This window comes from Microbacterium aerolatum, from assembly GCF_007988825.1.
Lineage (GTDB): Bacteria > Actinomycetota > Actinomycetes > Actinomycetales > Microbacteriaceae > Microbacterium > Microbacterium aerolatum.
The window spans coordinates 1-12,148 of the sequence record NZ_BJUW01000002.1 but is presented as its reverse complement, the minus strand read 5'-3'; the positions used below and the strand labels follow the sequence as shown (position 1 = coordinate 12,148).

General features: G+C 67.8%; 13 protein-coding genes and 1 tRNA gene. 10 read left to right on the top strand and 4 right to left on the bottom strand.

Going from position 1 to position 12,148, the window contains the following annotated elements; all coding sequences use genetic code 11:
- Positions 1–5: 5 nt before the first annotated feature.
- Genes MAE01_RS02180 through MAE01_RS02165 form a run of 4 tightly spaced genes read left to right on the top strand, consistent with a single transcriptional unit; the run spans position 6 to position 3,858 of the window.
- A complete protein-coding gene (locus MAE01_RS02180; RefSeq protein WP_147037928.1) occupies positions 6–1,766 on the top strand; it encodes a dihydroxyacetone kinase family protein in 1,761 nt (586 codons plus the stop codon).
- Positions 1,763–2,236 (top strand): ribose-5-phosphate isomerase, encoded by a 474-nt coding sequence (locus MAE01_RS02175; protein WP_147037927.1) that lies wholly within the window; start codon positions 1,763–1,765, stop codon positions 2,234–2,236. The genes MAE01_RS02180 and MAE01_RS02175 overlap by 4 nt, the downstream gene beginning before the upstream one ends.
- On the top strand, positions 2,229–3,023 hold the full coding sequence (locus tag MAE01_RS02170) for a triose-phosphate isomerase family protein (RefSeq protein WP_147037926.1): 795 nt from the start codon (positions 2,229–2,231) through the stop codon (positions 3,021–3,023). Before MAE01_RS02175 ends, MAE01_RS02170 begins: the two co-directional genes overlap by 8 nt.
- Positions 3,024–3,039: 16 nt before the next feature.
- Entirely contained in the window at positions 3,040–3,858 is an 819-nt protein-coding gene (locus MAE01_RS02165) for a DeoR/GlpR family DNA-binding transcription regulator (protein WP_147037925.1), read from the top strand.
- A 9-nt stretch (positions 3,859–3,867) separates the two neighbouring features.
- Here the strand turns inward: MAE01_RS02165 and MAE01_RS02160 are convergent, their stop codons facing one another.
- The 4 genes from MAE01_RS02160 to MAE01_RS02145 are packed head-to-tail and all read right to left on the bottom strand — an operon-like array spanning position 3,868 to position 8,031.
- Positions 3,868–5,586, bottom strand: coding sequence for a D-apionate lactonase family protein (locus MAE01_RS02160; RefSeq protein ID WP_147037924.1), 1,719 nt, complete (start codon positions 5,584–5,586; stop codon positions 3,868–3,870).
- A gap of 48 nt (positions 5,587–5,634) precedes the next feature.
- Positions 5,635–6,390, bottom strand: a complete 756-nt coding sequence (locus tag MAE01_RS02155) for an SDR family NAD(P)-dependent oxidoreductase (protein ID WP_147037923.1) — start codon at positions 6,388–6,390, stop codon at positions 5,635–5,637.
- Between the two features lies 1 nt (position 6,391).
- Positions 6,392–7,240 carry a phosphogluconate dehydrogenase C-terminal domain-containing protein gene (locus tag MAE01_RS02150; RefSeq protein WP_147037922.1) on the bottom strand — a complete coding sequence of 283 codons (849 nt, stop codon included), beginning with the start codon at positions 7,238–7,240 and terminating at the stop codon, positions 6,392–6,394.
- Positions 7,237–8,031, bottom strand: coding sequence for a sugar phosphate isomerase/epimerase family protein (locus MAE01_RS02145; protein WP_147038195.1), 795 nt, complete (start codon positions 8,029–8,031; stop codon positions 7,237–7,239). The genes MAE01_RS02150 and MAE01_RS02145 overlap by 4 nt, the downstream gene beginning before the upstream one ends.
- A gap of 120 nt (positions 8,032–8,151) precedes the next feature.
- On the opposite strand from MAE01_RS02145, the gene MAE01_RS02140 reads away from it, so the two are divergent.
- From MAE01_RS02140 to rplA, 6 genes are all read left to right on the top strand, one after another.
- Entirely contained in the window at positions 8,152–8,907 is a 756-nt protein-coding gene (locus MAE01_RS02140; RefSeq protein ID WP_147037921.1) for a FadR/GntR family transcriptional regulator, read from the top strand.
- Positions 8,908–9,036: 129 nt separating this feature from the next.
- Positions 9,037–9,109: transfer RNA gene (locus tag MAE01_RS02135), tRNA-Trp, on the top strand.
- Between the two features lie 40 nt (positions 9,110–9,149).
- Complete coding sequence (gene secE / locus MAE01_RS02130) at positions 9,150–9,413, top strand: preprotein translocase subunit SecE (RefSeq protein WP_147037920.1); 264 nt, start codon at positions 9,150–9,152, stop codon at positions 9,411–9,413.
- Between the two features lie 44 nt (positions 9,414–9,457).
- The gene (nusG, locus tag MAE01_RS02125; RefSeq protein ID WP_147037919.1) at positions 9,458–10,495 is read left to right on the top strand and encodes a transcription termination/antitermination protein NusG; all 1,038 of its coding nucleotides are present in this window, start codon (positions 9,458–9,460) and stop codon (positions 10,493–10,495) included.
- 178 nt (positions 10,496–10,673) lie between these two features.
- Entirely contained in the window at positions 10,674–11,105 is a 432-nt protein-coding gene (rplK, locus tag MAE01_RS02120) for a 50S ribosomal protein L11 (protein ID WP_144792427.1), read from the top strand.
- Positions 11,106–11,116: 11 nt separating this feature from the next.
- Entirely contained in the window at positions 11,117–11,803 is a 687-nt protein-coding gene (rplA, locus tag MAE01_RS02115; protein WP_147037918.1) for a 50S ribosomal protein L1, read from the top strand.
- Positions 11,804–12,148 lie beyond the last annotated feature (345 nt).

The window sequence follows — 12,148 nt, the reverse complement described above, 5'->3', positions numbered from 1 at the left end:
AGAACATGAGCTACGTTCTGAACGATCCGGCGACATTCGCCGATGAGTCCGCCGCGGGCTTCGTCGCCGCGCATCGAGACCTCGTGCGACGCGTCCCCGGGGGCGTGGCCCGCGCCGCAGCGACTCCCGCCGGACAGGTCGCCGTCGTCATCGGCGGCGGATCGGGACACTATCCGGCGTTCGCCGGCCTGGTCGGGGATGGCCTCGCCCACGCCGCGGCGATGGGCAACGTCTTCGCTTCACCGAGCGCGCAACAGGTCTACTCCGTCGCCAAGTCCGTGGCGACAGAGGCCGGCGTGCTCCTGTCGTACGGCAACTACGCCGGCGACGCGCTCAACTTCGACATCGCCCAGCGACGCCTGAACGACGAGGGCATCAGGTGCCGCACGGTGCGAGTCACCGATGACATCTTCAGCGCGTCACCGGACGAGGCCGACAAGCGCCGCGGCATCGCCGGGGACTTCGCCGTGTTCCGAGCTGCGGGGTGGGCAGCAGCCCAGGGGTGGTCGGTGGACGAGGTTTTCGATCTCGCCGATCGCGCGAACCGGCGCACTCGCAGCCTCGGTGTCGCGTTCACCGGCTGCACGCTCCCCGGTGCCGATGAGCCGCTGTTCACCGTTCCGGCCGGGCACATGGGGGTCGGCATGGGCATACACGGCGAACCGGGCATCGATGTGCGCCCGCTTCCCGTCGCTGACGACCTCGCCGACCTGTTCGTGGACGGACTGCTCGCAGAGCTCCCTGATTTGGTCGCCGACAGCCATGGCGCGCGGGTCGGCGTGATCGTCAACGGCCTCGGTGCGGTCAAGGGCGAAGAGCTGTTCCTGCTGTACGGGCTGATCGCCGCTCGACTGGAGAGCGCAGGCATCACGCCGGTCGAGCCCGAGGTCGGCGAGTACGCCACCAGCTTCGAGATGGCCGGCGTCTCACTCACGCTGCTCTGGCTCGACGACGAGCTCGAACAGGCTTGGGCATCCCCCGCCGCCACACCGGCATACCGGAAGGGCGCGGTCGACCGCACGGCCGCCGTACCCGTCTCCGCAGAGCAAGATGCAGCCGACTCGCAGATCGCGACGATCAGCGCCGCCGGATCCGAACAGGCCGGTGCCGCAGGCTCGACCGCTCAGCTCGTCATCCACGCCATCGACGACGTCGTCGAGGCCCACGTCGACGAACTCGGCAGGCTCGACGCCATCGCCGGCGACGGCGATCACGGCATCGGCATGCAGCGGGGCGCTCGCGCCGCCGCAGACGCGGCAGATCGTGCCGCAGCTGCCGGAGCCGGAGCGGGCACGGTGCTCGCCATGGCAGGCGACGCCTGGGCGGACAAAGCCGGAGGAACCTCGGGGGCACTGTGGGGAGCCGCGCTGCGCGCAGCCGGTCTGCGCATCGGCGACTCTGCACCGCCGACCGCGCTGGATGTCGCCGAGGCCGTGGCAGCCGGACGCGATGCGATCCAGGAACTCGGTAAGGCCCAGGTGGGCGACAAGACCCTCGTCGACGCTCTCGTGCCCTTCGCCGCGGAGCTGTCGACCGGTGTCGCCGCCTCGCTCTCGCTCGCTGAAGCGTGGGCCGCGGCCGCCGCGGTGGCGACCGCGCAGGCACAGGCCACGTCGGACCTGCTGCCGCGAATGGGTCGGGCCCGACCGCACATGGAGAAGAGCCTCGGCACTCCCGACCCCGGTGCGATCTCGCTCGCGCTGGCGATGACGGCGGCCGCAACGGTGCTCGCAGGGCGCCATACAGAACAAGGAGAGATGAGATGACTCGTACGTGGCGTGTGATCGTCGGAGCCGATGAGGCCGGCTACCAGTACAAGGAAGCCATCAAGGCGGACCTCGCGAAGGACCCGCGTGTCTCCGAGGTGATCGACCTGGGCGTGGATGCCGACAGCACCACGGCCTACCCGGTCGTGGCCATCGCTGCCGGAGAGAAGATCCGCAGCGGCGACGCCGATCGTGCCATCCTCATCTGCGGCACCGGGCTCGGCGTGGCGATCGCGGCGAACAAGGTGCCAGGGATCCGCGCGGCGACAGCGCACGACAGCTTCAGCGTCGAGCGCAGCATCCTCAGCAACAACGTCCAGATCCTCACGATGGGTCAGCGCGTGATCGGGGTCGAACTCGCCCGGCGCCTCGCACGGGAGTGGATCGGCTACGAGTTCGACGAATCCTCCGCGTCGGCCGGGAAAGTCGCCGTCATCGAGGGTTACGAGAGCACCGGATCCTGTGGTTGATCCTGTTCCTGAGAACGCCGCGCGCAATCCCGTCCTGCTCGGCGTCAGCCTCAAGCTGTATCTCGACATCGATGAAAGCGTGACGTGGGCGCGAGAGATCGCCGCGATCGCCGGTGCGCATCCGTCCGTGGCATCCGGCGCCATCCGCGTGTTCGTGCTGCCGTCACTACCGGCGCTGCCCGGGGTGATCGAAGCGATCGGTGGCGCCCCCGTGGCGGTCGGGGCACAGGACCTGTTCTGGGCCGACCGCGGGGCGTACACCGGAGCGGTGAGTGGCGCCGACCTGAGGCGTCTGGGATGCCGGTATGTCGAGGTCGGGCACGCCGAGCGGCGACAGGTCTTCGGCGAGGACGCGGGGACGACCCGGCGTAAGTTCACGGCCGCGCTGCGCAACGACCTCACGCCCGTGCTGTGCGTGGGCGAGAGGGACGAGCAGACGCCGGATGCCGCGGCAGAGCTGTGCATCGCCCAGCTGGAGGACGCGCTGCCCGCCGTGGGCGAGGAGCGCATCGGGGATCTCGTCGTCGCGTACGAGCCGGAGTGGGCGATCGGCAGAGACGAACCCGCGGACGCGGGCCACGTCGCATTCGTGACGAGACGGTTGCGACGGTACCTCGACGGGCGGCCGAACATCGGCTCCAGCGCAGTGATCTACGGCGGCAGCGCGAAGCCCGGTGTGATCGGGGCGCTGGGCGACGCGGTCGACGGATTGTTCCTCGGAAGATTCGCGCACGACCCCGACTCGTTCGAGTTGATCCTGCAAGAAGCAGCCGCGGTAATACGCTGAGAACCGGGAGGCCGAGATGTCGGGCAATGTCATCGATCCGCAGTCACGCGGCGCTCGGCAGCGCACGCGGCAACTGGCGATCAGCGAGGCCGTCATGGCCGAGGGGTCGGTTCGCATCGAGCAGCTCGCGGAGCGCTTCGACATCAGCCTGATGACGGTGCACCGCGACCTCGACGAACTAGAAGATCGCGGACTGCTCCGCAAGAGCCGCGGAGTCGCGACGGCGACGTCCACGGCGCTCGTGGAGTCGAGCGATGTGTATCGATCGAACCGGCAGCTCGCCGAGAAGGAGCTCATCGCGCACGCCGCGCTGGAGTTCATCGAGCCAGGACAGGCGATCATGCTGGACGACTCGACGACGACCCTCCACCTCGTGCCGCACCTGCATACGAAGACGCCGCTGACGGTGATCACCAACACCCTGACGATCATGAACGAGCTGCGAGGCGCACGCGGCATCGAGATGGTCGGTCTCGGCGGCGAGTACTTCAACTGGTGTTCGGCCTTCATGGGCCGCACGACGGTCAAGGAGATCGCCGAATTGCGTGCCGATCTCTTCGTCATGTCGACATCGGCGATCGTCGACGACATCAGCTTCCACCAGCGACCGGAGACGGTGGACGTCAAGCGGGCGATGTTCGAGTCGTCGAGCCGAAGACTGCTGCTCGCCGACAGCACCAAGTTCACCAGGAGAGCCCTGCACGGCATGCTGCCGTTGGTGGACTTCGACGCGGTGATCGTCGACCCCGGCACCGCGGCGGATGACGTCTCCCGGTTGCGGGAGAAGGGCATCAACGTGATCGTCGCCCGGAAGTCCGCCGGATCACGCACCTGACGGCAGCCGTCAGAGCTGCAATCGGGTGAACGCCCCCGCGGCGAGGAGAACGGTGACCTCCCCGCTCGAGGTACGGATCGTCATGCTCCGCTCCTCGGCAGCCGTGTTGGCGGCTAGCACCGTGGTGCCCTCGCCCGTCCGCGCACCGAGCGCCCACCTGCGCCCGTCCGGGTGCGGATCCCAGAGCAGCTCGGCTCCGGCGAGACCGGCGAGCGCGATGACGGCATCCTCCACCGGCAGTGCCGTGCCGGCGGTGCGGATGCCACGAGGGCCCCACTGCTCGAACCACGAGATCGAGGCGACACCCGGCACCGCCAGTGCAGCGGCGGCGGAGATGGTCCATGCCGCCAGCTCCACGGCGGCCTGGCGCGGATCCGCCGCGCCGGTGAACTGCGCCCCGTAGCCGTCCGAGAGATCTGTGCGCGTCGGTCCCGGCTGGGGAGCGGTGGCGACGTTGTTGAACCGGGGGCGGATGCTGATCGGGCCGATATGCACGGGAACGCCGTTCGCATCGGACACCGTCTGCTCGGCGACGAGCCGCTGCATCGCCACGGATTCCACGAGCTGCTCGGTGTCGAGGGCGTGGAACAGCGGCGTGGTGGTGACGACGATCCCGTCGAGGTCGGCGGGCAGTCGATGGCGTTCGCGATTGAACTCCGTGAAGTGCGCGCGGCTGCCGCCGACGACGGGGAGGTCCATGTCGCAGGAGGCCAGCGCGGATCGCAGAAGGTCGACCGTCGCCTGATCGGAGACGTGAGCGGACGGGCCGGTCGACGGGAAGGCGGCGACGCGAACCACCTCGTGGGCGGTGAGAGCGGCGACGGCGTCGTGCAGTCTCTCCGGCGCGTCGGGGTCGATGACGAATCGCACGTCGAGCGCAGCGCCTTCCGCGGCCCGGTGCAACGCTGCTCGCCAGTTCGTGCTGGCGAGGTCCAGCTCCACCAGCACCGACGACCCGATCCGAGGGAAATGCGGTGCCGGATCCGGCGCGGTCGCAGCGCCGACGCCGATAGCGGGGAACGGCCCGGCGGGCAGGAGCTCGATGACGGCATCCTCACGGCTCGCGTCGACGACAGCGGCGTGAGTCTCCTCCACGTGCACGGTCACCGACTGGGCGATCGACTCACCGGCGCTGACGGGGTAGGGGAACGGCAGGGAGAGCGGACGGCTGTAGATCTTGAACGAAGCATCCGTCCAGTTGCGCTGATCCTCGATCTCGAACACGTCACCCGTGAAGCGCAGCCCGATCCGCAGCGCGTCGTGTGTCCATCGCAGCGCCGCGATGTCGAACACCGGCTGATGAGGGCTGATCGTGCGCGGGAACCGGGTGGTCTCGGTCGTCGAATCCGTGTGTTCGACCAACAGATCCGCTCCCGCGACATGTGGCGGGCACAGGACGACCAGGCCGCTGCGGTTGGTCGCGAACGCCTCGGTCGATCGCAGGCCCATCGATACGGTGAATCGCTCGCCCTGTGTTCTCACGTCGATCGAACCGCGGAAAGACGATCCCAGCCCCTCGGAGCGCACCTGCAGCGTCAGCCCCGTGGCGGATTCGTCGACGGATTCGATCAGGAGCGCCGCGGTGTTCCAGTCGGCATCGCGGATCACTGCGCGGATGCTGCGCAGCACACCGCGGCCCCGATAGTGCAGGTCGGCGATCTCGTCACCGCGCAGCTCGAAGCTCCAGGCGCCGTGGACGCGGCGGTCTCGAGTCGTGCGATGCCAGATGATGCTGTCTCCCCTGTGATGATCGAACGTCGATCGAGCGCGCGTCGGTCAGAGCGTGGACATGCCGCCGTCGACCGCGAAGAGCGCGCCGGTGGCGAACGCGGCATCATCGCCGGCGAGGAACACCATGATGCCCTCGATGTCGGCGGGGGTACCCGCGCGTCCGGCGGGGATGCGGCTGACGATGGCGGCCCTGGCCTCCGGATCGGCTGAGATCGAGGTGACGAGACCCGTCTCCGTGTAGGCGGGGACGACGGCGTTGACCCGGATGCCGTCCCGCGCATACGCGGCGGCGACCGTGCGCGCCAACCCGTGGATGCCTGCTTTCGACGTCGAGTACGCGGTGAACTCGCTGCCCTCCCCGCGGATGCCCGTCGGGCTGCCGGTGAGGATGATGGAGCCGCCGCCTGAGCCGAGCATCGCCCTGACAGCGTGCTTGACGGTGAGGAAGGTGCCGGTGAGGTTGATGTCGATCGTGCGGCGCCAGACATCGAGGTCGAGGTCACCAGCCCTGGCATCCTGACCGAACAGCTGCACGCCGGCATTCGCCACGACGACGTCCGGGCTCCACCCGGCGGCGACGAGATCGCCGAAGGCCGTCTCGACCGACGCCTCGTCCGAGATGTCCACGACGGCCGCGCGTGCCGCCGCGCCGATGGATGCCGTGACCGCCGACGCGGCGTCGGCGTCCTTGTCGGCGATGACGACCCTGGCCCCCTCGCGTGCGAAGCGCTCGGCGACGGCCCGGCCGATCCCTGTGCCGGCACCGGTGATCAGTGCCGTCCTGCCCTCGAGTCGACTCATCTCAGCGCTCGATCCGGTCGAGGTGCAGCATTCGCGCGAGGTTCTTGTCGAGTTCGTCGTCGCGGAAGATCTTCTTCCAGTCGTCCTTGATGATGCTCTCCCTGCCGTAGTCCATCGCGATCAGGCATGCGTCGCTGAACGGGTTGTCACCGCGCAGTCCGTTGGCCAGCGCCACCTGGGTGTGACCGTACAGGATGCTGCGGGCAGCCGCCTCCGGAACGCCCATGGTCTTCACTGTCTCGTCGAGTGCCTCGTTCAGGAGCGCGCCGATCATGCAGGCGACGGTCTCCACGAGGGTCGGCTCGAGCTGGGCGAGCTGCTTGATCGTCACCCAGTGCACGTCGATGACCGGGGCGTAGATGGCGCGCACGGTCTGCTCCACGATCGCCTTCTTGGATGCATCGTCGCTCTCGATCGCCGCGATCGCGTCCTGAGGGGCGGCGATGCCGCCGAAGGTGTCGGCCCACTGCTCCGGCGTCTCGCGCTGCAGGAAGATCGAGGGGTGGCACGGGTGCGCGACGGCCTGGATGACGTCCTCACGGGTGGTGAGAAGCCCTGCGTACGCGGCGGCCGGATCCAGCGTGAGCACGATCGCACCCGACTTCAGCTGCGGCACGAGCTCGGCGGTCACCGGCCCCAGTGCGAGGTCGGGAACGGCGAGTACGACGATGTCGGCGTCGGCGACGGCGGCGGACGCATCGGTCAGCTCGCGGCCCGCGCCGATCGTGCGCTGCCGGCCTGCGGGGGAGTTCTCCACGTACCAGACGACGTGGGAGGTCTTCGCGAGGTTGTCGGACACGCGCATGCCCATCTTTCCGCCCGCTCCGATGACGGCGATCGTGTGGCTCATAGTGTGCTCCTCAGGTGCTCAAGGGCGATGCGGGTCCATTCCCGCTCGGTTCGGATGGTGGTCTCTGCGTCGCCCTGCCACGGCAGCCAGTGCTCGACGATCTCGTTGATCCCGCGCTCGCGGGGGCGCACGGTCGCCAGCAGGTGAGGGTAGTCGTGCAGGCCAGACCCCATGGGGGCACCGCTGTAGGTGAAGCCGACCCAGCCGGGCTGGCGCGCGAAGGCGAAATCCTTCACGTGCACGTTCCTGGTGAGCGCTGATGCCTGCTCGATGCACGCGTGGGGTGACTCGAGTCGCGCGACGACGTTCGCCGGATCGAGGCAGATGCCGAGCCGGAGGCTGTCCACCCTCTCAACGACGCCGACGAGCTCAGCGGTGGCGACCTGCTCGTAGGTCTCGAGCGCGAGTGTGACGCCCGCCCTCTCATACGCCGGCATCACCTCGCGCAGCTGTTTCTCCGACTCGCTGAGATCCGGAGAGGGCCCGGTGCTGTGGAGCATGCTCCGGACGAGCTCGGCGTCGAAGGCCTCCGCAAGACGCAGGAACGTGCGCAGATGCTCCGGTGCTGTCCCCTTCGTCCCGAGCTCGATCACGATGCCGAGCTCCCGCGCGACACGGGCGGCATCGCGCAGCGCCGCCGGGCTCATCTGCTCAAGGGGCGCGTAGTCGCAGATCTGGAACAGCGTCACCCCGAGGCTCCGTGCGTCCTCCAGTGCACCGATGAGGCTCAGCGGCTCGGGCGCACGGTCGGAATGCTGCCAGAAGTACGCGTAGCTGCCGAGTCCGATCATCGACGTCGTTCCATGCCGTGAGCTCCTCTTCTCGATCACCGGGCAAGTGAGTTGAGACGAGTTTGGCAAATCGGTTGACCAATTGCAAGAGTCGGAGCTGTCTGAGGCTAGGTTGAATTCATGCCCGCTTACTCTGGCGACCGCGTGGATGACATCGCCGCCGCGATCAGCCCGCTCCCTTCCGGCACCCCTGTGTCCGAGGTCGCGCGCCAGCTGATGGATCTGTTCACGAGCGGCTCGGTCGCCGCAGGCACCAGGCTTCCGCCGGAGCGTCACCTCGCCGCGGCGCTCGGAGTGGGCCGTTCTGCGGTGCGCGAGGCGCTGGCCGCGCTGGAGATCCTCGGTATCGTCGATGTGCGTCCGGGGTCAGGCACGTATCTGCGTGGCTCCGCGAGTGAGCTGCTGCCGCAGACGCTGAGGTGGGGACTGCTGATCGGGGAGCGCCGGACGGCGCAGCTGATCGAGGTTCGCGCGGGGCTGGAGATCCACATCGCCCGGCTTGCCGCGGTGAGGGCGGATGCCGGCATCATCTCGCGGCTCGATCGGAGCGTCGAACGGATGCGGGCGGCGGTGACCGAGTTCGGCGCCCTCGCCAGGGCGGATCTGGATTTCCATCACGCGCTCGCCGAAGCCGCCGGCAACGAGACGCTGACCGATCACATCCACGTGATCCGGTCGCTGCTGCAGGTCTACGACGATCGTGCCGTGCACGATCGCACCCATGCTGACCGTGCGATCGCAGAGCATGGCGCTGTTCTCGAGGCGGTACGCGCCGGCGACGCCGACGCCGCCGCAAGTGCGATGGCCGTGCACATGGAGACGGCCGGCGAACGGCTCCGCGCCGACGCCGGCGAGCTCGACGACGCCATGGGATGACGGGCCGGTGCCCGGTGCCGGTTCGCCCGCGCCCGTGGCATGCCGTACACTGGACAGGCAGTTGTCTGCATTCTTTTCCCGTGCCTTCGGGTGCGGCGGGAACGCAGACCCAGGGTCCTTACGGACTCTAGGGCGGTAGCTCAATTGGCAGAGCAGCGGTCTCCAAAACCGCAGGTTGCAGGTTCGATTCCTGTCCGCCCTGCGCGTCAGCGCCACGCTGGCCCACGAAAGGTACATTCAGGATGGATCAGGACGAACCGCGCGGCGAGATCGTCGCGGCAGGCGGCGCCGCCGGTGTGAAGAGGCTCGGCTTCTTCGGCCGCATCGCACTGTTCTTCCGCCAGGTCATCGGAGAGCTGCGCAAGGTCGTCACTCCGACCCGCAAGGAGCTGTTCAAGTTCACCGGAGTCGTGCTGGTCTTCGTGGTGATCGTGATGGCTTTCGTGTACGGTCTGGACACCGCCTTCTCGTGGTTGACGGCGCAGGTCTTCGGAGTGCCGCAGTAAGCGACGCTCCCGCGGTTCCACCGCACTGAATGGAAAGAAACAACGTGTCTGAACGATATTCCGACGACGCCGACTGGGCGACCGCCGCGGAGCAGTCCAGCGAGGACGACGAGGCGCAGGAGGGCAATGTCCTCTCCGCCGAGGAGAAGGCGTCCTCCGCTGCCGAGCACGAGGCGGTCCACGTCGAGGGCGGCGACGGTGAGGCGGACGAGGAAGGCACGGAAGACATCGACATCGACGACCCGGAGGCGGACGCGATCGTGAATGACGCTCTCAACCTGGACGAGACGGCAGAGACTGAAGCTGCCGCAGAGGTCCTGAACGACTCGACGGCCGAAGAGGCCGCAGACATCGAGGCCGCAGCGGCCGACGAGGTCGCCCCCTACGACGGCCCCGACGTGAACGGCGAGGAGGATGCCGCAGCATCCGACGCCGCCGAGGCATCCGACGACGCCGAAGAGGACCCGTACGAGGCCTTCCGCATGGATCTGCGCATGCTTCCCGGCAAGTGGTACGTCATCCACTCCTACGCCGGATTCGAGCGCAAGGTGAAGGCCAACATCGAGCAGCGCAAGTCGACGCTCGAGGTCGAGGACGACATCTACCAGGTCGAGGTCCCGATGGAGGACGTCGTCGAGATCAAGAACGGCCAGCGCAAGATGGTCACCCGCGTGCGCATCCCCGGCTACGTGCTGGTGCGCATGGAACTCAATGAAGACACCTGGTCCGTCGTCCGCCACACGCCTGGCGTGACCGGCTTCGTGGGCAACGCCCACAACCCGACGCCGCTGCGCTTCGAAGAGGCGTTCAACATGCTCAAGGCGCTCGTCGAGGTCAAGGACATCCCGACGGCGAAGAACGTGCAGTCCAAGGGCGGCGTCGCCGTCGCGAGGACCGTGCCGGCCGAGGTCGACTTCGAGATCGGCGAGACCATCACGATCAAGGAGGGTTCGTTCGCGGGCCTGCCCGGTTCGATCAGCGAGATCAAGCCCGAGAGCGGCAAGCTCACCGTGCTCGTCTCCCTGTTCGAGCGCGAGACCCCGGTCGAGCTGTCGTTCGACCAGGTCACCAAGATGTCCTGACGAAGCCTCATCCGCTTTCACGAACGCCCCGTTCGGCTCCGGCCGGCGGGGCGTTCTGCATGCGGTAGACTTACCTGGTTTGTGCGCCTTCGCGCGCCCAGACGACCGCAGCCCGGAGATGCCGGGTCCGCGGGAGAACCGGATGCTTCGGCATCCGATTCGATGAGAGGAACAGAGAATGGCACCCAAGAAGAAGGTGACCGGCCTGATCAAGCTCCAGATCAACGCCGGTGCCGCCAACCCGGCGCCGCCGATCGGCCCCGCGCTCGGTCAGCACGGCGTGAACATCATGGAGTTCTGCAAGGCGTACAACGCCGCGACCGAGTCGCAGCGCGGCAACGTCATCCCGGTGGAGATCACCGTCTACGAGGACCGCAGCTTCACGTTCGTCCTGAAGACGCCCCCGGCGGCAGAGCTCATCAAGAAGGCTGCCGGCGTGCAGAAGGCTTCGGCCACGCCGCACACCGTCAAGGTCGGCAAGATCACCAAGGACCAGGTCCGTCAGATCGCAGAGACCAAGCAGGCCGACCTGAACGCGAACGACATCGAGGCCGCCTCGAAGATCATCGCCGGAACCGCCCGTTCCATGGGCATCACGGTCGAGGGCTGAGGGGAATAATCATGGCAAAGTCCAAGGCTTACAAGGCTGCCGTCGCGAAGATCGAGGCAGACCGTTTCTACACCCCGACCGAGGCAGTCGCCCTCGCGAAGGAGACCGGCTCGGCGAAGTTCGACTCGACCGTCGAGGTCGCGCTGAAGCTCGCCGTCGACCCGCGCAAGGCGGACCAGATGGTGCGCGGCACCGTCATCCTCCCGCACGGTACCGGTAAGACCGCACGCGTCATCGTGTTCGCCACCGGCCCTGCGGCCGAGGCCGCGATCGCGGCAGGCGCGGATGAGGTCGGCGGCGCCGAGCTCATCGAGAAGGTCGCCGGCGGCTGGACCGACTTCGACTCGGCAGTCTCGACCCCTGAGCTCATGGGCCAGGTCGGTCGTCTCGGCAAGGTGCTCGGCCCCCGTGGCCTCATGCCCAACCCGAAGACCGGCACCGTGACTCCGAACCCGGCCAAGGCCGTCGAGGAGATCAAGGGCGGAAAGATCGAGTTCCGCGTCGACAAGCACGCCAACGTGCACTTCGTCGTCGGCAAGGCCTCGTTCTCCGCTGAGCAGCTCGACGAGAACATCGGCGCAGCGCTCGAGGAGATCGTTCGTCTGAAGCCGTCGAGCGCCAAGGGCCGTTACATCCAGAAGGGCGCCGTGTCGACCACGTTCGGCCCCGGCATCCCGCTGGACGTCAACGCCATCTGACGCTGACATCTTCGAAGGGCTTCCACCGTCATGGTGGGAGCCCTTCGTCGTATCGGGGAGGCCCGCGATGACGGGGATGCCGGCGCGACACGCCAGGGCGACGCGCTCGATTTGCCCGACCCGCGGATCCCGCGTAAGTTATTACTTGTTCGCCCCACAGGGAAGCGGAAAGGCTCAGAGCCTAACCCCCCTCAAGCGGAGAACCACCTCCCGATTCCTTCACTTGAAGGATCTGGACGCTTGCGTCTAGACTGGGAGCTTCCACCTCTTCTGCGGTTCATCTCGACCGCGCAGCGGATCTCAGATCCGGTCGGCGCGTCGATTTGACAGGCCGGATGAGGCGGA